Genomic DNA, 24,819 nt, shown 5'->3' on the forward strand with positions numbered 1-24,819 from the left:
GGCTGTCTGTCGGTCACCTCGCCGTCATGTCGGTGTCGTCACCCGGACGGGTCGCTCCACCACGCTGGGTCGCGCCGCACCACCCGGCCGACCCCGCGAAGGAGCAGCAGTGGCAGCCGAGTCGGCGACCGACCGCCCACCGACGACCCGCCCCGACGTGAGCGTCGTCGTGCCGGTCTACAACACCCTGCGCTACCTGCGTACCTGCCTCGACTCGCTGCTGCGGCAGACCATCGGGCCGGAGCGGATGGAGATCGTGGCGGTGGACGACGGGTCCACCGACGGCAGCGGGCGGCTGCTGGACCGGTTCGCCGCGCGGCACCCCGGCGTCGTACGGGTGGTCCACCAGGCCAACTCCGGTGGTCCGGCCGCCCCCTGCAACCGCGGCCTGGACCTGGCCACCGGCCGGTACGTCTTCTTTCTCGGCTCCGACGACCGGCTCGGACCGGAGGCGCTGGAACGGCTGGTCGCCGCCGCCGACCGGTACGGCTCCGACGTGGTGCTCGGCAAGGTGGTCGGGGTCAACGGGCGGCACGTCTTCTCCGACGTGTTCGCCGACGGCAACGCGGTCGACGTGAGCCTGTTCGACTCGGAGCTGCCGTGGTCGCTGGCGAACACCAAGCTGTTCCGCCGTGACCTCGTCGACCGGCTCGGGCTCCGCTTCCCGGAGGACATGCCGGTCCTCAGCGACCAGCCGTTCACGTTGGCCGCCTGCTACCACGCCCGACGGATCTCGGTGCTGGCCGACTACGACTACTACCACGCGGTGCGCCGGCTGGACGCCCGCAACATCACCTACCACAGCCGCGTGGAGCAGCGTCTGGTCAGCGTCGAGCGGTTGTTCGCGTTCGTCGCCGACCTGATCCCCGCCGGCCCGCGCCGGGACGCGGTGCTGCGCCGCCACGCCGGGCTGGAGCTGGCCAACCTGATCGGCGACGACTTCCGCCGGCTGGACCGGGCCGCCCAGGAGCGGGTGCACGCGAGCGTGCGTCGGCTGGTCGAGCGGCACGTCACCGACGGAGTGCGGGCCCGGCTGGACATCGAGGCGCGGCTGCGCCTGGGGGCGGTCACCGCCGGCGGGGTGGACGACCTGCTGGCCGTCATCGAGCAGGACGCCACCCGGGGCGTACCGGAGACGGTGGTGGCCGGGGGCCGCTGGCACGCCGGCTACCCGGGCGCGCCGGCGGCCTGGACCGACGTCACCGACGTGCGCGCGGACTGGCTGGCCCGGCTGGACACGGTCGAGGTGAGCTGGGTCGACGGGCACACCCTGACGGTGACCGCGCGCAGCCCGTACCCCGGTTTCGCGACGGCGGCCGGGCCGGTCCGCCTGGCCGCCGGGCCGGTCGCCGGCGCCACCCGGCTGGACGCGACCGACCCGAGCGGTCGGACCGTGCGCACCGACTTCCCGGTCGACCGGCTCCTCGCGGTCGGCGCGGCCAGCGGCCAGCGCCACCCGGTGCGGACCGAGGTGGACGGCGGTCACGGCCGTGGGTCCGCGCCGGTACGCGCGCCCCGGCTCGCCGCCGGCCGTCCCCGGGTGCTGCGCCACGGCGCCCGGCTGTACGGGGTGGCCGCGACCGTCGACCCGCGCACCGGCCAGCTCGTCCTGTCGGTGGTACCGGTGACCGTGGGGCAGGTGGTCGGTCGGCTGCGTCGGCGGTGGCAGCGGCGCCCGACCGGCCCGGCGATGCCGGCCCGCACGACGGTGCGGGCCGCGCCCCGCGCCGGCACGGCGGTCGAGCGCAGCGGCAACCACGCCGAGCCGGGGCCGGCGCAGGTCGGCCGGGTGACCGTCACCTCCTGAGCCGGGCGGGCTCAGCGGGCGGGTCGGAAACCCTGGTCGAGCGGCATCGGGACCTGGAGGTAGGTGCTGCCGCGCAGGTCCAGCCAGGCCCGCTCCGGCGCGCGGACCAGCCGCACCATCACGCCGGTGCAGGTGGGGCACCGGCCGATCAGGCCCGGCGCGTGCGAGTAGACGTGCAGGCCGGCCATCGGGCCGGTCGTCCCGCAGGTGTCGCACCGCCCGGTGGTGCTGCTCAGGTCGACCGCGAAGAGTTCGCGCAGCGGCCCGTCGAGCATGTTGCCGTCCAGGTAGGACATGTCCGTCATGCGCTCTCCTCGGATCGTCAGCCGGTCGGGCCGAAGCGCTCGGTCCGGACCCGCCGGGTCGGGTGGCCCAGCCCCACCAGCAGGTCGGCCACGGTCTCGACGAAGCCGGTGGGGCCGCAGACGTAGCAGAGCGGCTCCAGGTCGGGCGGCCAGCCGTGGCTGTTCACGTCGGCCAGGCCGATCCGGTGCGGTTCGCCCCGCCAGCCGTCGGGCGCCTGCCTGGTGTAGACGTACGCGACGTCCAGGCCCTGGTCGTCGCGGGCCCGGCGGCGCAGCTCGTCGGCGTAGATCACGTCGTCGGGGGTGCGCACCGAGTAGATCAACCGGAACGGGACCCGGCTGCCCGCGGCCCGGCGCGCCCGGACCATGGCCATCAGCGGCACCACCCCGGAACCACCGCCCACCAGCAGCACCGGCGCGGTCTCGTCGGTGCGCCAGACGAACCAGCCGCCGACCGGTCCGCGCACCTCCACCGGGTCGCCCTCGGCGTAGGTGTCGACCAGGTAGGGCGACACCTCGCCGTCGGGCACCCGCTGCACGGTCACCTCGATCCGCTCCCCCTCGGCCGGACCGGCCAGCGAGTAGGAGCGGGCAGCCTGGTAGCCGTCGGGAGCGGTCAGGCGCAGGTCGACGTGCTGGCCGGGCAGGTGCCCCGGCCAGCCGGGCACGTCCAGCACCAGCGTCTGCGCGGTCGGCGTCTCGATCCGCCGCTCGACCAGTCGGGCCACCCGCCAGGTCAGCGGCGCGACCCGACGGCCGGTGGCCGGGGCCGCCACCTCAGTCGCCCTGGTAGCGCTGCTCGCGCCACGGGTCGCCGTAGTCGTGGTAGCCGGCGGTCTCCCAGAAACCCGGCCGGTCGTCGACGAGCAGCCGGATCCCGTGCACCCACTTGGCGGACTTCCACAGGTAGAGGTGCGGGACGAGCAGCCGGGCCGGGCCGCCGTGCTCGGCCGGCAGCGGGCCGCCGTCGTAGGTGTGCACCACCCAGGCCCGCCCGCCACGCAGGTCGTCCAGCGGCAGGTTGGTGGTGTAGCCGCCGTAGGAGTGGGCCAGGGCGTAGCGGGCGCCGGTGTCGACGCCGTCGAGCAGCGTGTCGAGTGAGACGCCCTGCCAGGTGGTGCCGAGCTTGGACCAGCGGGTGACGCAGTGCAGGTCCACGGTCGGGGTGTCCTGCGGCAGGCCCATCAGCTCGTCCCACGACCAGCGGTACTCCGCGCCGGTTTCGCTGGTCAGGACGAACTCCCAGGTGTCCAGCTTCACCCGGGGTGTCGGGCCGGCGGAGAGCACCGGGAAGTCCTCGGTGAGGTACTGCCCCGGCGGCAGGTCGGGTGCGGACGAACGGGGCCGGCCCTGGAAGCCCGGCGAGACGATTCCCACCCGTCAGTCGTACCACTCCCGACCGTGCCGGGGCAGTGCTTCAGCGGGAGTGCCCGCCGGGGCCGCCGCCCTGCACCTCGTGCACGACGGTGCGGTCGCCGTCGCCGCTGTCCCGGGTGGCCCGCAGGCTGGTGATGGTGACGACCACAAGGACACCGATGATGACGCCGAGCGAGGCGAGCGTCGGGATCTCCGGGACGCCCTTCCAGATGCCGTGCGCCCAGTGCAGGCCGAGCTTGAGCCCGATGAAGGCGAGGATGACCGCCAGGCCGTAGCTGAGGTGCACCAGCCGGCTCAGCGCGGCGTGCAGCACGAAGTAGAGCGCCCGCAGGCCCAGCAGCGCGAAGGCGTTGGTGGCGAAGACCAGGTACGGGTCCTCGGTGATGCCGTAGACGGCGGGCACCGAGTCGACCGCGAAGACCACGTCGGTGGCGAGCACCGCGACCACGACCAGCGCGAACGGGGTGAGCGCCCGCCGGCCGCCCTGCCGGATCGTCATCCGGGTGCCGTGGTAGTCGTCGACGACGGGCATCACCTTGCGCAGCAGCTTCACCGACCGCATCTTGTTGATGTCGACCTCCTGCTCGTGCCCGGAGAGGGCGTCGCGCAGCAGCTTGACCGCGGTGGCGATCAGGATGAGGGCGAAGAGCAGGAAGGCGAAGTCGAGCGTCTGCAGGGCGGCGGCGCCCAGCGCGATGAAGACGGCGCGCAGCACGAGCGCGCCGGCGATGCCGTAGAGCAGCACCCGCTGGGCGAGCACGGCCGGCACCGCGAACGCGGCCAGCAGCAGCATGAAGACGAAGAGGTTGTCGACCGAGAGCGACTTCTCGACCAGGTAACCGGTGAGGTACTCGATGCCCTGCTGGCCGCCGTAGCGCGACCAGATCCAGGCGCCGAAGGCCAGCGGCAGGGCGATGTAGAAGGCCGACCAGCCGAGCGCCTCGCGGATGGAGACCTCGTGCGGCTTGCGGGTGACGAGGAAGTCCAGCACCAGCAGGGCGAGCACGCCGGCGATCGTCACCGCCCACAGCGTGGGCGTGCCGACCGACGACAGCTCGGCGGCGGACAGGTATGACAGTTCGGACATGGGGCCTCCTCGAACACCGTGGCATGTTCGAGGTCTCCTTCACCCACGGTTTCGTGGGCAACCACCCGAGGCTCACCCTCGGGGGGTTCGCCGTACTGACCGGAATGGTTCGTGGGAAGTACTCCCCTCGTGGGGACAAGGCTAGGCCAACCCGGGGCCGGACGCCAAGTCACGCCACGGATGATTGCCCTGGTCAACCGCTGTGCGGGCGGCCGGGCCGTGGCGTCGCGGGTCCCGGCCCCCTAGGGTGACCCGGGTGACCAACCAGGGACCGCTGACCGGCGTACGGGTGATCGAGCTGGCCGGCATCGGCCCGGGCCCGTTCGCCGCGATGATGCTCGCCGACCTCGGCGCCGACGTGGTGCGGGTGGACCGGGTCGGCGGGGGCGGCTTCGGGGCCTTCCCCGGTGACCTGCTCAACCGCAACCGCCGCTCCCTGGCCGTGGACCTGAAGCAGCCGGCCGGACGGGAACTGGTGCGTGACCTGGTCGCCGGGGCGGACGCGCTGGTCGAGGGTTTCCGGCCCGGGGTGACCGAACGGCTCGGCCTCGGCCCGACGGACTGCCTCGCCGCCAACCCGCGCCTGGTCTACGGGCGGATGACCGGCTGGGGCCAGGACGGTCCGCTCGCCTCCACCGCCGGGCACGACATCGACTACCTGGCGCTGACCGGCGCGCTGCACGGCGTGGGCCGGGCCGGCGAGCCGCCGGTACCGCCGATGAACCTGCTCGGCGACTTCGGCGGCGGCGGCATGATGCTGGCCCTCGGCATGGTCGCGGCGCTGTACGCGGTGCGCGGCGGCGCGCCCGGCCAGGTGGTCGACGCGGCCATCGTGGACGGCGTGTCGGTGCTCGCCACCCAGATCCACGCGCTGCGCGGGCTCGGCCTCTGGCAGGACCCGCGCGGGGTCAACCTGCTCGACGGCGGCGCACCCTTCTACGACACCTACGAGTGCGCCGACGGCCGGTACGTCGCGGTGGGCGCGCTGGAGCCGCAGTTCTACGCCGAACTGGTGCGGCTCACCGGGTTCCCGCTCGACGGCGACGACGCTCCGGACCGCGACGACCCGGCGAACTGGCCGGCGCTGCGCGCGGCGTGGGCGCGGCTGTTCCGCACGCGTACCCGGGACGAGTGGGCGGCGCTGCTGGACGGCACGGACGCCTGCGTGGCGCCGGTGCTCGACTGGGCGGAGGCCCCGCGGCACCCGCACCTGGCGGCCCGCGAGGTGTTCGTCGCGCCGGACGGGGTCACCCAGCCGGCCCCCGCGCCGCGTTTCTCGGGCACGCCCACGTCGGTCCGCCGGCCCCCGCCCGCACCGGGCGAGCACACCGACGAGGTGCTCACCGAGGCGGGCCTGGACGTCGACCGGATCGCGGCGCTGCGCGCCGCCGGCACGGTCGGCTGAGCGGGCGGCTCAGCGCCGGCGGGTGGCGGCCGGCGCGAGGGCCGGCTCCACCATGTCCCGGTAGTCCCGGGGCAGCTGCACCACCACGTCCTGGAACTCGCCGCTGCTGATCGCCTCGCGCAGCGTGGCGAACACAGCCCCCACCGCGGTGCGCGCGGTGTTCTCGTCGCAGTCGGCCCGGCGGGCCACCCGGGCGACGAACTCGGCCGCGCCGAACCGCTCGGCCGCCTCGGTACGCGGGTGCGGGCTGAGCAGCCCCCACAGCGGCTTGGGCAGCTGCGCGGCCAGGTCCAGCACCTCGCCGCCGGTCAACCGCTCGGCCAACGTCTCCAGGGTGGCCCGGGTCAACGTCGCCGCCCGGTCCTCGGCGGTGCCGGTGAGCCGGGCGACCCGGCCCACGAAGGTCAGGTAGTGCATCGGTGGTACCCCCTTCGGTGCGCCCCCGCGGCTACCCGTCCCGGCCCGGCGGAAACAGGCGTCGTCGGGGGCGTGACCCGGCGCGCGGCGGGTATCCGCCGCCCGGTCGTGACCCCAACTACTGGCGCGAGGAGCCCGACTGATGGCGAGTTACACGGATGTCCTGGAGTACCTGTCCGCGCTGGACTACCCGGCCGGGAAGGACGACGTCATCCGCGAGGCGGAACGGGAGGGCGCGCCGCCGGACGTGTTGCGGGCGCTGCGCGCGCTGCCTCCGGTGGACTACGCCAACGGCACCGAGGTGGCCCGCTCGGCCGGCATCGACGCCGCTCCCGAGGTGAGCCCGTCGCAGCGCGCGGCGCAGGCCCGGGACCGCCACCCGCGGGTCTCGCAGCACCTGCGCGGCATCTGACCGCTGCGGTGCCGCGCCACCCGGCGGTCCGGGTCCCGGGGCACGTGCCGGCCGCGCTCCAGCTCGCCGTGATGGGGCTGGTCGGCGTCGCCTGCGGCGCCGCCGCCGGGGTGCTCGTCCGGCCGGTGCTGGCGCCGCTCGTGGGCTGGGACGCCGCCGCCCTGGCCTGGCTGACGCTGGAGTGGGCCCGGCTGTCCCGGTTGGACGCCGCCCGGACCGCGCGGCTGGCCAAGCTGGAGGACCCCGGGCGGGCGATGCGCGACGCGCTGCTGCTGGCCGCGTGCCTGGGCAGCCTGCTCGCGGTGGGCATGGTGTTCACCACGGCCGGTCAGGTGCCGCCCGGGCTGGCCCGGGCCGTGTACGCCGGCCTCGGCGTGCTCAGCGTGGTGCTCTCCTGGTTCGTCGTGCACACCGTCTTCACCACCCGGTACGCGCGGCTCTACTACGGCGGCGAGCCGGGCGGGATCGACTTCCACCAGGACGAACCGCCCGACTTCACCGACTTCGCCTACGTGGCGTTCACGGTGGGGACGACGTTCCAGGTGTCCGACACGGACGTGAGCGACCGCGCCGTTCGCCGGACCGTGCTGCGCCAGACGCTGTTGTCGTACCTGTTCGGCGCGGTCATCGTCGCCGCGACGGTGAACCTGCTGGCAACCCTGGCCCGATAGGGCGCCCGTCGACAGGCGGGCGCCCCGGGCCACGAACCGCGACCTGGGGCGCCTCGCAACACCTGTCCCTGGCGGTTCACGCCCGAACCGGGTCGCGACCACCAGGCGGTGGATGTTCGCCCGAACCGGGCGGGCATCGCTGCCACGATCATCATACGATGCGACATCAGCCGAACGGGTGAGAATCGCGGAAGTGTGTCCGGGCGCACGTGCGCGCTCAGCCGGTGACCTCCGCGTAGCGCCGTTCCAGATCCACCCGGGCCAGAGCCCCGACCAGCCAGGACAGCCGTTCCGACTCGCCGCCGCCGGCCAGCCCGGCGAGGTCGGCGGCGGAGCGGCCCAGCCCCAGCCGCCGGGCCGCGGCGAGGGCGCGACGGTCGGCGACCGGGGCCGCCTCCCGCCACAGCGCCTGCGCCTCGCGCAGGAACAGGTCGGCGACCTCGTCGTCCACGCCGGGCAGCTCGGTCAGCAGTCGCCGCTCCCCGGCCGGGTCCTGGTGGGCGGTGGTGCGCAGCCGGCGCAGGTCGCCCCGGTACGTCTCGACCAGGGTGCGGGCCAGGTCGCCGAGGGTGTCGGCGAGCGCGGGCAGGTCGCCGCGCAGCCCGGCGTCGCGCAGCACGCGGACCCGGTCGGCGTGCCGGGAGCGGGCCATCCGCGCGGCGCTGTCCCAGCCGGCGTCGCGCACCGCCGTCGCCGCGTCGATCGCCCGGTGGAAGTCGCCCCGGCGGGCGAGCAGCACGGCCAGGTAGAGCACCTGGAACAGCTGGGACGGGTTGTTCGTCACCCGGAACCCGTACCGTTCGGCGAAGCCGCGTCCGTCCCCGGCGAGCCGGCGGACCAGCCGCTTCTTCTCCTCGACGCTGCGGGTGGCAGTGGTTGTCGGCATGCCGCGGACTACCCCGGCGCGGACGCGCCATTCAGCCGTGCAGGCCGCCGCTGCGGTCGCGGGCCTTGAGCCGGGTGGTGGGCAGGGCGGGCGCGGGCAGCGGCGGCGCGGGGTCGTCGGCGACCGTGCCGAACCGGCGACCGGCCATCCAGTCCTCGCGGGCGGCGGCCACCTCGTCGTGCGACCGGCCGACGAAGTTCCACCACATGACCAGCGGTTCGTCGAACGGGGCGCCGCCGAGCAGCAGCAGCCGGCTGCCCGGGGCCCCGGTCAGCGACAGCGACGTCCGGCCGGCGCCGAGGTAGAGCAGCGCGCCGGGGGCGACGGTCACGCCGTCGGACTCGGCGGAGCCGGACATGGCCAGCAGCCCGTACTCGAAGTCGGGGCGCAGCGGCAGCGTGGCCGGCGCCGCGCCCCGGACCTCGATCTGCGCGCCGACCAGCGGGGTGTACGCCACCGCCGGCGACCGTTCCCCGCCGAACTCCCCGACCAGCAGGGTGAGGTCGAGGTCGCCGTCGCGCCACCGGGGCAGCTCGGCGTGGTGGTCGAAGTCCGGGTCGCCGGCCCGGGCCGGGTCGGGCAGCGCGACCCACAGCTGCACGCCGTGCATGAGCGGCGGGTGGACCAGCGGGGAGCGTTCCGAGTGGGCGATGCCCCGCCCGGAGGTCATGACGTTGAGCTGCCCCGGGCGGATCGGCTGCACGTTGCCGAGGCTGTCCCGGTGCAGGATCTCCCCGTCGAGCAGCCAGGTGACGGTCTGCAGGCCGGTGTGCGGGTGCGGCGGCACCTCCATGCCGGGCCGCTCGGCCACGTCGTCCGGGCCGAAGTGGTCGACGAAGCACCACGCGCCGACCATCCGCCGCTGCCGCTGCGGCAGCAGCCGGCGCACGGTGGTGTAGCGGCCGAGCGGAACGTCGTGCCCGGGGAGCAGCACGCTGCCCGGGTCGGTGGCGCCGACGCCCGGGGGGAGCGTCTGCGCCGGCAGGGATTCGGTACGGTCCACCGCCCGACTCTACGCCCGGTCCGCGGTCACGCTCACCGCGTTCGCGCCGGCGACCAGGTCGAGGTAGAGCCGGTCGACCGCCCGGTCCCAGCCGGGCGAGCTGATCAGCTCACCGGCGGCGATCCCGGCGCGTCGCTCGTCGTACAGCGCCAGCGAACCGGCGCCGGCGGCGACCCGCACCCGGGCCGGCGGCCCGCCGGGCACGGCGACGGTCAGCTCGCTGACGCCGCCGGTCATCCGCACGGTGAGCGCGCCGTCGAGCGGCGGCAACGACAGCCGGGTACGCGCGGCGCCGCCGATCAGCTCGATCCCGGCCAGCCGGGCCGCGCCCAGGTCGAGCCGCTGCTCGCTGACGCCACCGACGAGCCGCAGCCGCCAGGTCACCCGGGAGTTGAGCACCACCTCGACGGCGGAGGGACCGGATCGGCCGTTCTCCTCGATCCGCAGCCGGACCCGGTCACCGGTCAGCTGCGGGCGCGGGGTCACCCCGGCGTCGTCCGGCGCGCCGATCCGGTAGAGGTCGTCGCCGAGGTCGGCGGCCCGCAGGGTGAAGCTGGTCAGGCCGTCGACCAGCTCGAAGTTCGCCTGCCGGCGGTCCCCGCGCGGCGCGGTGAGCGTCTCGGCGGCGGCGACCTCGGCGCCGCCCACCCCGCCGGAGCCACCGGCGTCCGTGACCGGCGACGTGGGCCCGCCGGAGAAGACCGTGCCGAGCCGGGCCGGGTTGGCGAGGGTGACCGCGATCGCCGCCACGCCGAGCACCACGACCAGCACGGCGGCGGCCACCAGGGCCCGGGCGGTGCGCGACCAGCGGGGCCCGCTCAGGTCAGGGTCGTCCCCGGATGCCGTCATGGTCGTCCCCTCTCGCCGGTCCCCACTGGCTCATACGTCTCCGTTTCCGCTCCGGTTCATTCCCGCCGGTGCCGCCGGAGCCGCCTCGCCGAGGCGGGCGTGCACCTTGGCGACACACGCGGCCAGCGCCGCGTGCGCGTCCAACCCCAGGCTCTCGATGGCCACCAGGGCGGTGAACGCCACGTCGGCCAGTTCCGCGGCGACCTCCTCGCGGGTGTGCGTCACGCCCTTGCGCGGGTTCTGCCCGAGCACCCCGATCCAGGCCGCGGCCACCTCGCCGGCCTCCTCGCCGATCTTCAGGATGCGGCAGGTCAGTTCCGTGTCGCCGGTGCCGTTGGCGGCGTCCAGCCAGGCGCGGGCGTCCCGCGCCGAGGTCCAGATCATGTCGTCCACCCGGCCCAGTGAACCGGACGACGGTCACGATCCGTATCCGGGGGCGGTGCGGGCAACGGTGCCGGCACCGGGAGGCGGAAGGACGTGCCCGTGATGCCGGAGACCGTCGAGACGGTGTTCGCCAAGGTGGTCGCGCGGAACCCGGGCGAGCCCGAGTTCCACCAGGCGGTGCGGGAGGTGCTGGAGAGCATCGGACCGGCCCTGGCCCGGCACCCCGGGTACGCCGAACTGGTCGAGCGCATCTGCGAGCCGGAACGGCAGGTCATCTTCCGGGTGCCGTGGGAGGACGACCACGGCCGGGTCCGGGTCAACCGTGGCTTCCGGGTGGAGTTCAACAGCGCGCTGGGCCCGTTCAAGGGCGGGCTGCGCTTCCACCCGTCGGTCTACCTGGGGATCGTGAAGTTCCTCGGCTTCGAGCAGATCTTCAAGAACGCGCTGACCGGCCTGCCGATCGGTGGCGGCAAGGGTGGTGCCGACTTCGACCCGAAGGGCCGCTCCGACCGGGAGGTGATGCGGTTCTGCCAGAGCTTCATGACCGAGCTGTACCGGCACATCGGCCCGCAGACCGACGTGCCGGCCGGGGACATCGGGGTGGGCGGACGGGAGATCGGCTACCTGTTCGGGCAGTACAAGCGGATCACCAACCGGTACGAGGCCGGCGTGCTCACCGGCAAGGGCCTGACGTACGGGGGCGCGCAGGTGCGGCGCGAGGCCACCGGCTACGGGGCGGTCTTCTTCGCCGAGGAGATGCTCCGGCAGACCGGGGACAGCCTGGACGGCAAGCGGGTGGTGGTGTCCGGGTCCGGCAACGTGGCCATCTACGCGATCGAGAAGGTGCACCAGCTGGGCGGCACGGTGGTGGCCTGTTCGGACTCCGACGGCTACGTGTTGGACGAGAAGGGCATCGACCTGGCGCTGCTGCGCGAGGTGAAGGAGGAGCGCCGGACCCGGCTGGACGACTACGTGCGGCAGGTGCCGCACGCGGTGGCGGTCGCCGGCCGCAGCGTCTGGGAGGTGCCGTGCGACCTGGCCCTGCCGTGCGCCACCCAGAACGAGATCGGCGGCGCGGAGGCGGCGGCGCTGGTGGCCGGCGGTTGCGTCGCCGTGGTGGAGGGCGCGAACATGCCGACCACGCCGGAGGCGGTGCGGATCCTCGGTCGAGCCGGGGTGCGGTTCGCCCCGGGGAAGGCGGCGAACGCGGGCGGGGTGGCGGTGAGCGCGCTGGAGATGCAGCAGAACGCCAGCCGGGACGCGTGGACGTTCGACCGGTCGGAGCAGCGGTTGCGAGAGATCATGCGGGACGTGCACGAGCGCTGCTGGGCGACCGCGGAGGAGTACGGGCTGCCGGGCGACTACGTGGCCGGCGCGAACATCAACGGGTTCCGGCGGGTGGCCGAGGCGATGCTGGCGCACGGCGTGGTCTGACCGGCCACCGTGGACCGACCGGGCGGTGCCGCGCTGACCGCCCGGTCAGTCAGCGATTGACAGTCCTCGACCCCCCGGCCTAGGTTCAGGTCGCTACCGGCCGGTAGGCATCCGTCCCGCCCGCCGTCCCGCGTACCGGGGCGGCACCCGTCCCCCGGGGAGCAGCGATGCAGACCTCACCCACCCGCCTGCGCCGCCGGCTGCTCGCCGTCGGCGCCGCCGTCGTCCTCGCGCTCGGCCTGGCCGGAGCGGCTCCCGCCGCCGCCATCGCCCGCGACGACGGCACCGGTCCGCTGCCCGGCTACACCATCGTCAACCCGCCGCTGCCGCCCCTGGTCGTCGACGGGACCGCCACCACCGTCCGGCAGGGCGTGCACGCCCACGCCGGCTACATCGTGGAGGTCCCGGCGCGGTGGAACGGCGACCTGGTGATGTGGGCGCACGGCTACCGCGGCCAGGGCACCGAGCTCTCCCCCGAGCCGCCCGCGTTCGACCTGCGGCAGCGCCTGCTGTCCCAGGGATACGCGTGGGCGTCGTCGTCCTACGACCGCAACGGCTACGACATCCGCTCCGGGGTGCGCGGCACCCGGGCCCTCGCGGACCTGTTCGCCCGCACCGTGCGCCGGCCGCACCGGGTGCTCATCGCCGGGGTCAGCATGGGCGGGCACGTCATCGGCCGGTCCCTGGAGCAGTACCCCGGCTACTACGCCGGCGCGCTGCCGATGTGCGGCGTGCTCGGCGACCAGGAGCTGTTCGACTACTTCCTCGACTACAACCTGGTCGCGCAGGCGCTGGCCGGGGTGCGGGCCTACCCGACACCGGCCGACTACCTGACCAACGCGGTGCCCCGGATCCAGGTCGCGCTCGGGCTGGCCGGCCTGACCCCCACCGGCCCGGACACCACCAACGCGCTCGGCAAGCAGCTGCGCGCGGTCACCGTGGCCCGCTCCGGCGGGCCGAGGCCGGGTGCCGACGCCGCGTTCGCGGTGTGGAAGGACTTCCTCTTCGGCATCGCCACCACCGACGGCGGCGACTCTCCCGCGCAGCGGCCCGGACAGCTCGCCACGAACCTGTTCACCCGCTACACGCCGAACCAGCCGGTGAACCTGAACGCCACCGTGCAGCGGGTCGCCCCGGAGAACCTGCGCCAGCGGCTCTCCCCCGGCCTGACCGAGGTGCCCCGGATCGCCGGCCGGCCCACCGTGCCGGTGCTGAGCCTGCACGACCTGGGTGACCTGTTCGTGCCGTTCAGCATGGAGCAGGCGTACGCCCGGGACGTGGCGTGGCACGGCCGGTCCCGGCTGCTGGTGCAGCGGGCGGTCCGGGCCGCGCAGCACTGCGAGTTCAGCCCGGCCGAGGCCGGCGCCGCCTGGGACGACCTGACCCGCTGGGTACGCACCGGCAAGCGCCCGGCCGGCGACGCGGTCACCGACCCCCGGGCGGTGGCGGCGCCGGACTTCGGCTGCCGCTTCAGCGACCCGGCCGCCTGGGCCGCCGGCGCCGGCACCCGCCGCCTCTACCCGGCCTGCCCCTAGTCCTCCTCCGGCGCGTACCAGCCGCCCCGGTAGACGGTGCCCGGCCGGGGCGGCGCGTCGGACTCGGCGGCCGCCCGACGGGAACGGCGCACCCGGCTGACCACGAACCAGCCGACGCCGGCCACCACGGCCAGGATGACCACGTTCTGCAACGTGCCGACGTACGCCTCGACCACGTGCCAGTTCTCGCCGAGCAGATAGCCGGCGAGCACGAACGCGGTGTTCCAGATCAGGCTGCCCAGCGCGGTGAAGAGCAGGAACACCGGCACCGGCATCCGTTCCACACCGGCCGGAACGGAGATCAGACTGCGGAAGATCGGAATCATCCGGCCGAAGAACACGGCCTTGACGCCGTGGCGCAGGAACCACGCCTCGGTGCGGTCCACGTCGTCGAGTTTGATCAGCGGCAGCCGTGCGGCCAGCGCGCGCATCCGGTCCCGTCCCAGGGCCGCGCCGACGTAGTAGAGCGCCAGCGCGCCCAGCACCGACCCGAGCGTGGTCCACGCGATCGCGCCGAACAGGCTCATCCGGCCCTGGCTGGCGGTGAACCCGGCCAGCGGCAGGATGACCTCGCTGGGGATGGGCGGGAACAGGTTCTCCAGGGCCACCGCGAGCCCGGCCCCGGGGCCACCGAGCCGTTCCACCAGGCCGGTGACCCAGCCGACGGGTCCTTCGCCGGCCGGCTCCGCGGCCCGCGCGGCACTCACCCGGGGGCCGGCGAGGAGCTGTGCGTTTCCGATCATCAGACCACGTTACGGGGCGACGCGGCCGTCGACCACGGAAAGCGGCGTCGGTTACGGTGTGCCCATGCGTGGGCCGCTGCGGGTCGCCGTCGCCCAACCGCTCACCCGGTCGCACGACGTCGCGGGCAACGCCGAACGGCACGCCGCCGTGGTCCGGTCGGCCGGGGCCCGGGTGGTGGTCTTCCCCGAGCTGTCCCTGACCGGCTACGAACTGGCGGCCGCGCCGGTGGACCCCGCCGACCCCCGCCTCGCTCCGCTGCGCGCGGCCTGCGCGGCGACCGGGACGCTGGCGCTGGCCGGCGCGCCGGTGGCCGGGCCGCACATCGGGGTGCTCGCGGTCGACGGCGACGGCGTGCGGGTGGCGTACCGGAAGATGTGGCTGGGTGGCGCGGAGCCGCAGCGGTTCCGGCCGGGCCGCCGGCCGGCGGTGCTCGACGTCGACGGCTGGCGGCTGGGCCTGGCGGTCTGCAAGGACACCGGGGTGCCCGAGCACGCGGCGGCGACCGTGGCCGCCGGCGCGGACGCCTACCTGGCCGGGGTGCTGGAGTCGGCCGAGGACGCGGCGGTCCCCGAGGAGCGCGCCGTGCGCGTCGCCGCCGCGCACGGGGTGTGGGTGGCGGCGGCCAGCTTCGCCGGCTCGACCGGCGGTGGCTACCCGCGGGCGGCGGGCGGTTCGGGCATCTGGTCGCCGGCCGGCGTCGCGGTGGCCCGAGCCGGTGCCGACGTCGGCGAGGTCGTCGGCGGGGCGTTGCGCTGAGGACGGATCACCTACGCTCCGGGGATGGACGAGTCGGGGGACGTCGGGGCGCCGGTCCTGCTGGGCACCGGCCACACCGCCGACGTCTGGGCGCTGCCGGACGGGCGGGTGCTGCGCCGCTACCGCGACGGCGGCGACGTGCGCGCCGAGGCCGAGGTGATGCGACACCTGCGTCGGGCGGGGTTCCCGGTCCCCCGGGTGCACCACGCCGACGGCCCCGAACTGGTGCTCGAGCGGATCCCCGGTCCGACCCTGGTGGAGGCGCTCCAGGCGGGCACGGTCACCGCGCACGGCGCCGCCCGCATGCTGGCCGACCTGCACGCCCGCCTGCACGCGCTGCCGGCGCTGCGGTCGACCGATCCCGGGGTGCGTCTGCTGCACCTCGACCTGCACCCGCACAACGTGCTGTTGAGCGGCGGCGGTCCGGTGGTCATCGACTGGACCGACAGCGCCGAGGGTCCGCCGGCGCTGGACCGGGCGGTGACCGCGCTGATCCTCGCGGAGGTCGCCGTCGATCCGGCCCATCCGCTGGCGGCTGCGGCCGGTGAGTTGCTGTCCGCGTACGTCGCCGCGTCCGGGCCACCGGGTCCGCTGGCGGCGGCGGTCCGGCACCGCGCGGCCGGCCGGGCGCCCGACCCGGGGCGGCTGCCCGAGGCGGCGGCGCTGGTGGCGGCGACCGGGGCCGCCCTGCCGACGTCGGCGGACCGCCGGCCGCCTCAGCCCTCCTGGGAGCCGCCGCCGCGCAGCCGCTCGTAGCCGTCGAGCAGCTCGCGCAGCGCGGCGGCGGTGACCCGGTCGACCTTGTCGTCGTCGGCCGCGTCCTCGATCTTGTCGCGCAGGTCCTCGACCCGCCTGGCCCGGTCCCTGGGCTTCCCCCGGTCCAGCTCCGCGACCTTCTTGCGCAGGTCGTCGGCGGTCTTGCGGTCGATCAGCCGGGCCGCCTCGGCGCGGTCGACCAACTGGACGAACCGGTCGGCGACCTGACGCAGCGTGACCGGCTCGGGCGCCACCGTGGACGGGGCGGCGCGCGACGGTGTCGGTCTCGGCGGGGAACTGCCCGCGCCGGTGGTGGGTGCGGCCGGGGCGCCGGCGGGCGGGGTGCCGGAACCTCCGTCGGCCAGCAGCGTGCCGACCAGCGCGAGCAGCAGCACCACGGCGCCCGCGACCAGCACCGCGAAGAGCCGGTTCGACGAGACCGCGGGGCGGCCCGGCGCGGCGGCGGGCACCGGCGGGACCGCGCGGGCCGGAGCCGGGCGCCGCTCGACCAGTGTGGGCGGGTGCTCCACCGGGGACAGCGTGGGCAGGATCGCGGTCGGCGGGTCGACCGGGCGGCCCGCGCCGAGCCGATCGGCGAGCAACGCCGCGCCGGGCCGCCGGGCCGGGTCCACCGCCAGGCAGGCCAGGACCAGGTCGGCGACGTCGGCGGGCAGGCCGGGAACGCGCAGCGGCGGCACCGGTGGCCGGTTGGCGCGCAGGTCGACGACGTCGTCCCAGGTCTGCACCGGTAGCGGGGCCCGGCCGACGAGCGCGCGGTAGAGCAACGCGCCGAGCGCGTAGACGTCGCCGGCCGGGTTCGCCGGACCCGGGTCGAGCCGTTCGGGGGCGAAGTAGGCAGGGGTGCCCATCAACAGCTCACCGGTCTGCCCGACCGCCTGCGGGCCGGCCGGCGCGGCGATGCCGAAGTCGAGCACCTTGGCGCCGGTCTCGGTGAGCATCACGTTGGCCGGCTTGATGTCGCGGTGCACCACGCCGATCCGGTGGGCGGCGGCCAGCGCGGCGGCGACCTGCCCGGCCATCCGGACCGCGTCCGGCCAGGCGAGCGGCCCGCCGGCCAGCCGGTCGGCCAGGGTCCGCCCGTCCACCAGTTCCATGACCAGGTACGGCACCACCGCGCCGTCGGGCAGGGCCGCCTCGCCGTAGTCGTACACCTGGGTCACGTGCGGGTGGGTGAGCCGCGCCGCCGCGCGGGCCTCGCGTTGGATGGTGGCGCGCCACTGCGGGTCGGCGGCGAGCCGGCCGGCGAGGGCCTTGACCGCGACGGGGCGGTGCAGGACCTCGTCGTCGGCGCGCCACACCTCGGACATCCCGCCGAGGCCGATGCGCTCGCGCAGGACGTACCGGTCGTGCAGCCGCAGGCTGGGCGTGAACGGCGACATGATGCCCCAGTCTGCCTGCCCGGCCCACGTGTGCGCCAACCGGCCGGGGGTCAGGGTTTGCGGGCCACCCCGCCGTACATGCTCACGTCGGCCACCGAGGGGCGCGGCTCGGGCTCGTCGTCGGCACGCCACTCGGCCACCGAGCAGACGCCCGGCTCGATCAGCTCCAGTCCGTCGAAGAACCGGACGACCTCGTCCCGGGCGCGCAGGTTGATCACACCGTGCGGGCCGCCGCCACGGGCCGCCGCCTTCGCCTCCTCGGCCACCGCCGGCGGCAGGTAGTCGTGGGTGGCGTGGGAGGCGGCCAGATAGCTGCCGGCGGGCAGCGCGTCCAGCAGCCGGGTGACGGTGGTGTAGGGGTCGTCACCGTCGGGCACGAAGTGCAGCACCGCCACCAGCATCAACGCCACCGGCTGGGACAGGTCGAGGGTGCGGCGCAGGTCGGGGTGGGCGAGGATCCGCTCCGGGTCGCGCAGGTCGGCGTCGAGGTAGGCGGTCGCGCCCTCGGTCGAGCTGTTGAGCAGCGCGCGGGCGTGGGCCAGCACGATCGGGTCGTTGTCGACGTAGACCACCCGGGCGCGCGGGTCGATCGACTGCGCCACCTCGTGGGTGTTGTCGGCGGTGGGGATGCCGGTGCCGATGTCGAGGAACTGGCGGATCCCCGCCTCGCCGGCCAGGTGGCGCACGGCGCGCCGCAGGAACCGGCGGTTCTCCACCGCGCTGAGCCGGATGGTCGGGAAGCGGGCGGCCATCGCGTCACCGGACTCGCGGTCGGCCTGGAAGTTGTCCTTGCCGCCCAGCCAGTAGTTGTAGCGTCGCGCCGGGTGCGCCACGGAGGTGTCGATCCGGTCGCCCGGGTGGCCCGGTTCGGTCGCCGTCCCGGATGCTTCGCTGGTCAAGGCCGCCTCCACGACTCGCGCGCCACCGCCGCCGGATGACGTCCGTCCACAATCGTCGGTACCCGGGTCATGCTAGCGCCCGGCGCCGCGACGGTCAGGCCCGGTACAGCTCGTCGCGCAGGCGGGTGAGCAGCTCGGCGGTGCGCTCCGGCGGCGCGGCCTCGACGCACAGCCGCTCCATCGCCTCGGCGTAGAAGTCGAGGTCGTCGCGCTTGTCCAGGTAGATCGCGCTGGTCAACTGCTCGATGTAGACGATGTCGGGCAAGTCCTGGTCGCCGAAGCGCAGGATGCTGAACGCTCCGCTGGCCGCGGCGTGACCGCCGGCCGAGAACGGGACGATCTGCAGCCGCACGTGCGGCGAGGCGGTGGCCGCGATCAACGCGTCCAACTGTTCGCGCATCACCGTGGCACCGCCGATCGGGCGTCGCAGCGCGGCCTCGTCGAGCACCGCCCACAGCTGCGGCGGGTCACTGCGCCGCAGCAGCTCCTGACGCTCCATCCGCAGGTCGACGCGGCGGTCCAGCTCCGCCGGCGACGCGCCGCGGTGCCCGAGCAGGATCACCTCCCGGGCGTACGCGGCGGTCTGCAACAGGCCGGGCACGAACTGCACCTCGTACGTGCGGATCATCGCCGCCGCCGCCTCCAGCCCGAGATAGGACTGGAACCAGGCGGGCAGCACGTCGCCGTAGCGGTGCCACCAGCCCGGGCTGTTCGCGTCGCGGGCCAGCTTGAGCAGCGCGGCGCGCTCGTCGGGAGCGGTGACCCCGTAGAGCGTGAGCAGGTCGGCGACGTCGCGCTCCTTGAAGCCGACCCGGCCCAGCTCCATCCGGCTGATCTTCGACTCGGAGGAGCGGATCTCCCAGCCGGCGCTCTCCCGGCTGACCCCGGCGCCTTCCCGCAGCCGGCGCAACTGCGCCCCGAGCAGCATGCGCAGCACGGTCGGCCCGCTGGTCGGACCACCCTCGACGGGCACCGTCGCCACCTGACCGCCCTCGCATCCCGACTGCCCCGACCGGGCGCCCTCCCGGCCGACGAGTAAGCATGCCATGAACCGACAGTGAGGTGAACTCCTCCGGACGGACGAGTTAGTCCCGTGGACGGGACGGGCGGATCAGGTGGTCGAAGTCGCCGTCCCGGGCGCCCAGCACGAACGCCGCGATTTCGTCCACTGTGTAGATGAGCGCCGGCCCCTCCGGGTGGCGGGAGTTGCGCACCGCGATGCCGGTGCCGCCGGGCAGCTCGGCCAACTCGACGCAGTTGCCGCTGGGGTTGCTGCGGCGGCTCTTCAACCAGCTCACGGGGGGCAGTTCGGTCACGGGCACGCCGTTCGGCGGTTGTTGCATGGGCGTCCTTCGGGAAGCGCCAGCCGAGGCCGCGGGGAGGAGCGTCTGTCGACTGAGGAGTGAGATGCACGTGCATCTGCTATTGCATCTGCAATGGACAGCGAGCATGATAACCGAACGTACGGTGTGCCGGGTCGCTCACGTTCGGTGACCCGAACCCGGCCCCCGGATGCCGCCCGCGCGGCCGGGGACTGCGGTGAGGAGGGTGCGTGCCGGATCCGATGACCGTCGCCTCCGGCATCTCCGCCGCCGGCGCCCTGGTGTCCGCGTGGCAACTGCGTCGCCGGGCGGTCCGCGCCGAGGCCGAGATCCAGCTGCTCCAGGCCGAGCTGGCCGCCGAGCGGCACGCCGCCAGCCACGACCCGCTGACCGGCCTGCCCAACCGCCGCGCGTTCTTCCGGCTGGCCGCCGCCCTGCTCACCGACCCCAGCGGCCAGCCCCTGGTCGCGGTGGTGCTCGACCTCGACGACTTCAAGCAGGTCAACGACCGCTACGGGCACGCCGCCGGCGACCAGGTCCTGGTCAGCACGGCGCAGCGGCTGGCCGCGTTCGCCGGCAACAACCTGGTGGCCCGGCTCGGCGGCGACGAGTTCGCCGGCCTGCTGGTCAGCCCGGCGCACGACCGGCGCTGGATCGAGCACGCGACCCGCCGGCTCTGCGAGGCGCTCGCCGCGCCGATCCCGCTGGGCGGGCGCAGCATCCGGGTCACCGCCTCCGTCGGGCTCGCCCCGGTGCACGGCCCCGCCCAGCTCACCGACGCGCTCTGCCGCGCCGACGCGGCGATGTACGAGGCGAAGACGCTCGGCGCCGGCCGCCCCACCCGTCAGCTCGTCGCCGAGTGCTGACCGCGCGCCTGGCCCGGCCCGGGTTCGCTCAGCGCCAGCCGTAGCCGGCGCGCAGCGCCTGGCCGATCCGGTCGAACCGGGGCCGGTCCAGCACCGCGCCCTCCCGGCGGATGCTGTCCTCGCGCATGGTGAGCACCCGGTCCAGCCGGACCCAGCTGGGTCGCCGGTCCCGGTCCCACTCCCCCGGGCCGAGCGACAGCCAGTGCCGCTGCCCGTCCCGGTCGCCCTGGCTGGACAGCATCAGCCCGAAGAGCGTGCGGCTGTGCCGGCCCACCACCAGCACCGGGCGGTCCTTGCCCTGGCGCGGGTCGTCCTCGTAGGGCACCCAGGTCCAGACGATCTCCCCCGGGTCCGCCTGCCCGTCCGGCTCCGGCGCGTACGACAGCTCGCGGCGCTGCAACGCGCTGACCTGGCGGCGGCGCGCGACCTGGGCCGGGACGTGCCCGCCCGGGCGGGCGGGCGCGGCGGCGCCCCCGGTGATCCGGCCGAGCCGGGACGCCACGTTCCTCAACAGACCTGCCACGGCGGGCAGCCTATCCCGTCGCCGCCGGGAGGGAATCCGGTGGCGGCCGGGCCACCGGTTTCGCCACCATGCCCCGGTGACCGTTCCCCGCCACCAGATCCGGGCGGCCTTCACCGCCGACACCGTGACCGTCTACCAGGCGTACCCGCCGGAGATCGCCGGTGCGGCGCTGGCCGCCGGCCGGTTCGTGCCGCCGTTCAAGCGGGAGCGGATGACCTGGATCAAGCCGTCGTTCCGCTGGATGATGTACCGCTGCGGCTGGGCGCTCAAGCCCGGGCAGGAGCGGGTGCTCGCGGTGGAGATCAGCCGGGCCGGCTTCGAGTGGGCGCTCGGGCACGCCTGCCTGAGCGCCCACGACCCGCGGCGGCATCCGGACTCCGACGCCTGGCGGCGGCAGCTGCGCACCAGCCCGGTTCGGGTGCAGTGGGACCCGGAACGGTCGCTGCGGCTGGCCCCGCTGCCGTACCGGTCGGTGCAGGTGGGCCTCTCCGGCGAGGCGGTGCACCGGTACGTCGACGAGTGGCTCGTCGGGCTGACCGACGTCACCGCGCTGGCCCGGTCCGTCCACGAGCGGCTCACCGAGGGTGACGAGCCCGGGGCGGCGGCGCTGTTGCCGGTGGAACTGCCGTACCCGCTGCCGCCCGAGGTCGCCCGGGTGATCGACGCCGGCTGACCGGTCGGCCGGCGTGTCGGATGACCGTCACGCGGCGTACGTGCTCCGGCCCTCCGCCGACCGCGACGATGGGGACGGCGGAAGGAGGGCGGTGATGTTCGCGCAGACGCTGCTCACGAAGCTGGCCGAGGAGTTGCTGAAGCTGCTCGTCGAGTGGCTGGCCCCGAAGGTGCTGCGATCGGTGCCGCACCTGGCCCCGCCCGACTGCCCGCGCTGCGGCGGGTACGGCGTGGCCCGCTGGGCGCCCCGGTGGGCGACGACGGTGTTCGTGCTCTCCGTGCTCACCTTCGCGTGGGGGTTCACCGCGACGGTGCTGAGCCTGCCGGTGGTCGTCCTCGTCGCGGCGGTCGGGGTGCGTACCGCGTGGCACGGGGACCTGGTGGCGGCGCTGCCCGGCCTGCTCGCGCCGCTGGGCCTGGCGGGGTCGGGCGCGGTGACGGTCGCCGGCGCCGCCGGGATGGCCTGGTACCACAGCTTCCCGCCCCGGCTGTGCCGGCGCTGTCACGGGCGGTGGCCCCGCCGGGACCGGGCGGAGTATCTGCGGATGGTGCGGTCGGTGGTGTTCGCCTGTCGGTGCGGCCAGCGGCTGCGCGCGCCGGGCACCGCGGCCGGCGTCCGGGTGCGCTGCCCCCGCTGCGGCACGGAGCGGCTGGCGCCGACCGTCGGCTGAGGCGAGCGGCGGGATCCTCCTAGGGTGGGGGCGTGGAGTTGCCTCGCGATCTGCCACTGTTCGAGCGGACGGCGGTGCGGCTGGTGGTGCTCGACGCCGCCGACCGGCTGTTGCTGTTCCACACCCGCGACCCGGAGCACCCCGACCTGGGGGTCTGGTGGGAGCTGCCCGGCGGCGGGCTGGATCCGGGCGAGACGTACCGGGAGGCGGCGGTGCGCGAGCTGCGCGAGGAGACCGGCATCGTGGTCGCGCCGGGCGAGATCGGCGCGCCCACCTGGCGGCGGCGGGCCAGTTTCCGGCACCGGCAGCGGCGGCACCTGCAGGACGAGGTGGTGGTGCCGGTGCGGCTGCCCGGACCCGGGCCGGACGTGGACGGGGCGCAGCGGATGGACTACGAGGTGGAGGACTACTTCGGGTTCCGGTGGTGGCCGGTGGCCGAGGTGCTCGCCGACCGGCCGCGCTGCTATCCGGGCCGGCTGCCCGAGCTGCTGGCGGCGTTCCTCGCCGGCGAGGAGATCGACGAGCCGTTCGAACTCTGGTCCTGAGCGGACGTGCCGGTGGGCCGGTCAGCGGGCAGAGTGGGGCGGGTGAATCCTCTCGACGCACCCCTGGCCCGCTACGCCGAGCGGCTGCACGGCGCCGCCGGTGACACCCACCACGTCGCCTCCCCGCTGGGCGCCTGGCTGCTGCTGGCGCTGACCGGCCCGGCCGCCACCGGCGAGGCCCGGGCGGCGCTGGCCGACGCGCTCGGCGTCGACCCGGACGACGCCGCCGCCTCGGCCCGGGCGCTGCTCGCCGCGCCACACCCGCTGGTCGCCGCGGCCACCGCGCTCTGGGAACGCACGCCCGTCGACGAGTTGGCCGAGTGGCGCGCCGGCCTGCCCGAGCACACCGAGCGCGGCGCGCTGCCCGACCAGGCCGCGTTGGACGCCTGGGCCCGGGAGCGCACCGGCGGGCTGGTCGAGCGCTTCCCGGTCGACGTCACCCCGGAGACCGTGCTGATCCTGGCCAACGCGCTGGCCACCCGGGTGTCCTGGGCCGACCCGTTCGAGGTGGCACCGGCGGCGGAGCTGGGCGCGGGCAGCGCCTGGGCGGGCCGGCTGCGGCAGGTGCTGCGCACGCCACCGTTCGGGCACCGCTGCTGGGTCTCGACCACGGAACGGGCCGGCGACGTGGCGGTGCACGTGGCCCCGGCACACGCCGGCGACGACGGCGCCGGGATGCTGGTGGTGTCCGTGGCCGCCGCGCCGCAGGTGCCGGCCGCCGACGTGCTCGCCGCCGCCCGGGAGCTGGCCGTGGCCGCCGCCACCGTGCCGGACGGTCCGGTGCCGGGGCGCCGGTCGCTGTTCGACCTGCCGCTGGGCGAGACCCCGCTGTGGCGCCTGCGCGAGGAGCCGACCCGGACGTTCGCCGCGGACGGCCGGGAGGAGCACGCCACCGCCGTGCTGCCCTGCTGGTCGGCGCGCAGCCGGCACGACCTCACGTCGGCCGGCGTCGGGTTCGACGCGGCGGCACGGGCACTGGGTGAGCTGCTCGGGTTGACCGAGCCGCCGTTCGAGGCGGCACAGTCGACGGTGGCCCGGTTCGGCCGCTACGGCTTCGAGGCGGCCGCGGTGACCGCGTTCGGGATGGCGACCGGCCTGCCGCCGGAGGGCGTCGCCCGGGTGGCCGACCTGCGCTTCGCCCATCCGTACGCGGTGGTCGCGGTCGCCACCGACGCGGCCGGCGGGCCGTGGCACGCCCTCCCGGTCTACTCCGCCTGGGTCAGCGACCCGGACGACCTGCCCGCCGACGAGGCGGACTAGCGGGCGCGGGGTGCTCAGGTGCGCGGGCCCAGGAACAGGCCGCCGGTGGCGTCGATGACCTGACCGGTCACCCACCGCGCGGCGTCGGAGGCGAGGAACGCGACCACGTCGGCGACGTCGTCGGGCTCGCCCAGCCGGTCGAGCGCGGTCATTCCGCTGATCAGCTCGGTGAGGCCCGGCGCCTCGAAGACCGGGCCGTTGGTCGCGGTCCGGGTGGCGCCGGGCGCGACCGCGTTCACCGTGATGCCCCGGGCGCCGAGCTGGTTGGCCAGGGTCAGGGTCATCGTCTCGATCGCGCCCTTGGTCATGGCGAACGACGTCTGGGTGGCGTTCGCCATGCGGGTCGCCGCGGACGAGATCGTGATGATCCGGCCGCCGTCGCTCAGGAGGGGCACCGCCCGTTCGACGATGAAGTAGGGCGCTCGGACGTTGACCGCGAAGAGGTGGTCGAAGGCCGCCCGGGTGGTGGCGCCGAGCGGGCCGGCGGGTGGCGCCGCCGCGTTGTTGACGAGGATGTCGAGCGGTCGACCGGCCAGGCGGGCGCCGACGCCGGCGAACAGCGTCTCGACGTCTCCGTCCACGCCCAGTTCCGCGCCGACGGCGTACGCGGTGCCACCGGCCCGCACGATCCGCTCGACCGTCGCGGTCGCGCCGGCCTCGTCGGTGCCGAAGTGCGCGACGACCACCGCTCCCCGCGCGGCCAGTCGGACGGCGATCGCCTGCCCGATGCCGCGAGACGCGCCGGTCACCAGCGCTGTCCTGCCGGTCAGATCGCTCATGATGTGAGTCGCTCCCTAAACGTTAGTGACTAACAGGCTGTTAGTGTCTATCAC

Annotated in this window: 29 protein-coding genes; 13 read left to right on the top strand and 16 right to left on the bottom strand. The window is 75.2% G+C overall.

Going from position 1 to position 24,819, the window contains the following annotated elements; translation table 11 throughout:
* Nucleotides 1-109: 109 nt before the first annotated feature.
* Complete coding sequence (locus GA0070622_RS20455) at nt 110-1,807, top strand: glycosyltransferase family 2 protein (RefSeq protein WP_091575467.1); 1,698 nt, start codon at nt 110-112, stop codon at nt 1,805-1,807.
* Between the two features lie 11 nt (nt 1,808-1,818).
* On the opposite strand, the gene GA0070622_RS20460 is transcribed toward GA0070622_RS20455, so the two are convergent.
* From GA0070622_RS20460 to GA0070622_RS20475, 4 genes are read right to left on the bottom strand one after another with little or no spacing between them, the layout of a single operon-like run.
* Entirely contained in the window at nt 1,819-2,112 is a 294-nt protein-coding gene (locus GA0070622_RS20460) for a DUF6510 family protein (RefSeq protein WP_091575470.1), read from the bottom strand.
* A gap of 17 nt (nt 2,113-2,129) precedes the next feature.
* A complete protein-coding gene (locus GA0070622_RS20465) occupies nt 2,130-2,888 on the bottom strand; it encodes a ferredoxin reductase (protein WP_091575472.1) in 759 nt (252 codons plus the stop codon).
* A gap of 1 nt (nt 2,889) precedes the next feature.
* Nucleotides 2,890-3,489: a sulfite oxidase-like oxidoreductase gene (locus GA0070622_RS20470; protein ID WP_091575475.1), complete on the bottom strand. Its 600-nt coding sequence runs from the start codon at nt 3,487-3,489 to the stop codon at nt 2,890-2,892.
* 40 nt (nt 3,490-3,529) lie between these two features.
* Nucleotides 3,530-4,576, bottom strand: a complete 1,047-nt coding sequence (locus GA0070622_RS20475) for a TerC/Alx family metal homeostasis membrane protein (RefSeq protein WP_091575478.1) — start codon at nt 4,574-4,576, stop codon at nt 3,530-3,532.
* A gap of 247 nt (nt 4,577-4,823) precedes the next feature.
* On the opposite strand from GA0070622_RS20475, the gene GA0070622_RS20480 reads away from it, so the two are divergent.
* The gene (locus GA0070622_RS20480; RefSeq protein ID WP_091575481.1) at nt 4,824-5,981 is read left to right on the top strand and encodes a CaiB/BaiF CoA transferase family protein; all 1,158 of its coding nucleotides are present in this window, start codon (nt 4,824-4,826) and stop codon (nt 5,979-5,981) included.
* A gap of 9 nt (nt 5,982-5,990) precedes the next feature.
* Here the strand turns inward: GA0070622_RS20480 and GA0070622_RS20485 are convergent, their stop codons facing one another.
* Nucleotides 5,991-6,398 (bottom strand): DUF2267 domain-containing protein, encoded by a 408-nt coding sequence (locus GA0070622_RS20485; RefSeq protein WP_091575483.1) that lies wholly within the window; start codon nt 6,396-6,398, stop codon nt 5,991-5,993.
* Nucleotides 6,399-6,540: 142 nt separating this feature from the next.
* Between GA0070622_RS20485 and GA0070622_RS20490 the strand changes: the two genes are divergently transcribed.
* Both GA0070622_RS20490 and GA0070622_RS20495 read left to right on the top strand, forming a co-directional pair.
* The gene (locus GA0070622_RS20490) at nt 6,541-6,810 is read left to right on the top strand and encodes a DUF2795 domain-containing protein (protein WP_091575486.1); all 270 of its coding nucleotides are present in this window, start codon (nt 6,541-6,543) and stop codon (nt 6,808-6,810) included.
* Between the two features lie 8 nt (nt 6,811-6,818).
* Entirely contained in the window at nt 6,819-7,481 is a 663-nt protein-coding gene (locus GA0070622_RS20495; protein ID WP_091575489.1) for a DUF1345 domain-containing protein, read from the top strand.
* A 217-nt stretch (nt 7,482-7,698) separates the two neighbouring features.
* Here the strand turns inward: GA0070622_RS20495 and GA0070622_RS20500 are convergent, their stop codons facing one another.
* The 4 genes from GA0070622_RS20500 to GA0070622_RS20515 are packed head-to-tail and all read right to left on the bottom strand — an operon-like array spanning nt 7,699 to nt 10,603.
* A complete protein-coding gene (locus GA0070622_RS20500) occupies nt 7,699-8,367 on the bottom strand; it encodes a hypothetical protein (RefSeq protein WP_091575492.1) in 669 nt (222 codons plus the stop codon).
* A gap of 31 nt (nt 8,368-8,398) precedes the next feature.
* Entirely contained in the window at nt 8,399-9,370 is a 972-nt protein-coding gene (locus GA0070622_RS20505; RefSeq protein ID WP_091575494.1) for a pirin family protein, read from the bottom strand.
* A 9-nt stretch (nt 9,371-9,379) separates the two neighbouring features.
* Nucleotides 9,380-10,219, bottom strand: coding sequence for a hypothetical protein (locus tag GA0070622_RS20510; protein ID WP_091575497.1), 840 nt, complete (start codon nt 10,217-10,219; stop codon nt 9,380-9,382).
* Nucleotides 10,220-10,249: 30 nt separating this feature from the next.
* The gene (locus tag GA0070622_RS20515) at nt 10,250-10,603 is read right to left on the bottom strand and encodes a MazG-like family protein (RefSeq protein ID WP_245666650.1); all 354 of its coding nucleotides are present in this window, start codon (nt 10,601-10,603) and stop codon (nt 10,250-10,252) included.
* Nucleotides 10,604-10,705: 102 nt separating this feature from the next.
* On the opposite strand from GA0070622_RS20515, the gene gdhA reads away from it, so the two are divergent.
* Both gdhA and GA0070622_RS20525 read left to right on the top strand, forming a co-directional pair.
* The gene (gene gdhA / locus GA0070622_RS20520; RefSeq protein WP_091577728.1) at nt 10,706-12,037 is read left to right on the top strand and encodes an NADP-specific glutamate dehydrogenase; all 1,332 of its coding nucleotides are present in this window, start codon (nt 10,706-10,708) and stop codon (nt 12,035-12,037) included.
* 167 nt (nt 12,038-12,204) lie between these two features.
* A complete protein-coding gene (locus GA0070622_RS20525; protein WP_091576316.1) occupies nt 12,205-13,572 on the top strand; it encodes an alpha/beta hydrolase family protein in 1,368 nt (455 codons plus the stop codon).
* Here the strand turns inward: GA0070622_RS20525 and GA0070622_RS20530 are convergent.
* Nucleotides 13,569-14,315: a DedA family protein gene (locus GA0070622_RS20530; protein WP_091576319.1), complete on the bottom strand. Its 747-nt coding sequence runs from the start codon at nt 14,313-14,315 to the stop codon at nt 13,569-13,571. The genes GA0070622_RS20525 and GA0070622_RS20530 overlap by 4 nt on opposite strands.
* A 64-nt stretch (nt 14,316-14,379) precedes the next feature.
* On the opposite strand from GA0070622_RS20530, the gene GA0070622_RS20535 reads away from it, so the two are divergent.
* Complete coding sequence (locus tag GA0070622_RS20535) at nt 14,380-15,072, top strand: carbon-nitrogen hydrolase family protein (RefSeq protein WP_091576321.1); 693 nt, start codon at nt 14,380-14,382, stop codon at nt 15,070-15,072.
* Nucleotides 15,073-15,096: 24 nt separating this feature from the next.
* Complete coding sequence (locus tag GA0070622_RS20540) at nt 15,097-15,828, top strand: phosphotransferase (protein ID WP_091576323.1); 732 nt, start codon at nt 15,097-15,099, stop codon at nt 15,826-15,828.
* On the opposite strand, the gene GA0070622_RS20545 is transcribed toward GA0070622_RS20540, so the two are convergent.
* The 4 genes from GA0070622_RS20545 to GA0070622_RS20560 form a co-directional block, all read right to left on the bottom strand.
* Nucleotides 15,789-17,228, bottom strand: coding sequence for a serine/threonine-protein kinase (locus tag GA0070622_RS20545; RefSeq protein WP_091576325.1), 1,440 nt, complete (start codon nt 17,226-17,228; stop codon nt 15,789-15,791). The two genes, GA0070622_RS20540 and GA0070622_RS20545, sit on opposite strands and share 40 nt — an antisense overlap.
* A 50-nt stretch (nt 17,229-17,278) precedes the next feature.
* Nucleotides 17,279-18,127, bottom strand: a complete 849-nt coding sequence (locus tag GA0070622_RS20550; RefSeq protein ID WP_091577730.1) for an SAM-dependent methyltransferase — start codon at nt 18,125-18,127, stop codon at nt 17,279-17,281.
* Between the two features lie 94 nt (nt 18,128-18,221).
* Nucleotides 18,222-19,109 carry a helix-turn-helix domain-containing protein gene (locus GA0070622_RS20555; protein ID WP_091576327.1) on the bottom strand — a complete coding sequence of 296 codons (888 nt, stop codon included), beginning with the start codon at nt 19,107-19,109 and terminating at the stop codon, nt 18,222-18,224.
* Nucleotides 19,110-19,212: 103 nt separating this feature from the next.
* Complete coding sequence (locus GA0070622_RS20560) at nt 19,213-19,470, bottom strand: DUF397 domain-containing protein (RefSeq protein ID WP_091576329.1); 258 nt, start codon at nt 19,468-19,470, stop codon at nt 19,213-19,215.
* A gap of 209 nt (nt 19,471-19,679) precedes the next feature.
* Between GA0070622_RS20560 and GA0070622_RS20565 the strand changes: the two genes are divergently transcribed.
* On the top strand, nt 19,680-20,315 hold the full coding sequence (locus tag GA0070622_RS20565) for a GGDEF domain-containing protein (RefSeq protein ID WP_091576331.1): 636 nt from the start codon (nt 19,680-19,682) through the stop codon (nt 20,313-20,315).
* 28 nt (nt 20,316-20,343) lie between these two features.
* Here the strand turns inward: GA0070622_RS20565 and GA0070622_RS20570 are convergent, their stop codons facing one another.
* Entirely contained in the window at nt 20,344-20,838 is a 495-nt protein-coding gene (locus tag GA0070622_RS20570) for a type II toxin-antitoxin system PemK/MazF family toxin (RefSeq protein ID WP_091576334.1), read from the bottom strand.
* A 76-nt stretch (nt 20,839-20,914) separates the two neighbouring features.
* Between GA0070622_RS20570 and GA0070622_RS20575 the strand changes: the two genes are divergently transcribed.
* The 4 genes from GA0070622_RS20575 to GA0070622_RS20590 all read left to right on the top strand — a co-directional run bounded on the left by GA0070622_RS20575 (nt 20,915) and on the right by GA0070622_RS20590 (nt 23,986).
* Complete coding sequence (locus GA0070622_RS20575) at nt 20,915-21,511, top strand: DUF4291 domain-containing protein (protein ID WP_091576337.1); 597 nt, start codon at nt 20,915-20,917, stop codon at nt 21,509-21,511.
* A gap of 94 nt (nt 21,512-21,605) precedes the next feature.
* Nucleotides 21,606-22,181, top strand: coding sequence for a hypothetical protein (locus tag GA0070622_RS20580; protein ID WP_091576340.1), 576 nt, complete (start codon nt 21,606-21,608; stop codon nt 22,179-22,181).
* 32 nt (nt 22,182-22,213) lie between these two features.
* Entirely contained in the window at nt 22,214-22,726 is a 513-nt protein-coding gene (locus tag GA0070622_RS20585) for an NUDIX hydrolase (RefSeq protein WP_091576342.1), read from the top strand.
* Between the two features lie 42 nt (nt 22,727-22,768).
* Nucleotides 22,769-23,986, top strand: a complete 1,218-nt coding sequence (locus tag GA0070622_RS20590; protein ID WP_091576344.1) for a serpin family protein — start codon at nt 22,769-22,771, stop codon at nt 23,984-23,986.
* Nucleotides 23,987-24,000: 14 nt separating this feature from the next.
* On the opposite strand, the gene GA0070622_RS20595 is transcribed toward GA0070622_RS20590, so the two are convergent.
* Nucleotides 24,001-24,765, bottom strand: a complete 765-nt coding sequence (locus GA0070622_RS20595) for an SDR family NAD(P)-dependent oxidoreductase (RefSeq protein ID WP_091576346.1) — start codon at nt 24,763-24,765, stop codon at nt 24,001-24,003.
* Nucleotides 24,766-24,819 lie beyond the last annotated feature (54 nt).

This window comes from Micromonospora sediminicola, assembly GCF_900089585.1.
GTDB lineage: Bacteria > Actinomycetota > Actinomycetes > Mycobacteriales > Micromonosporaceae > Micromonospora > Micromonospora sediminicola.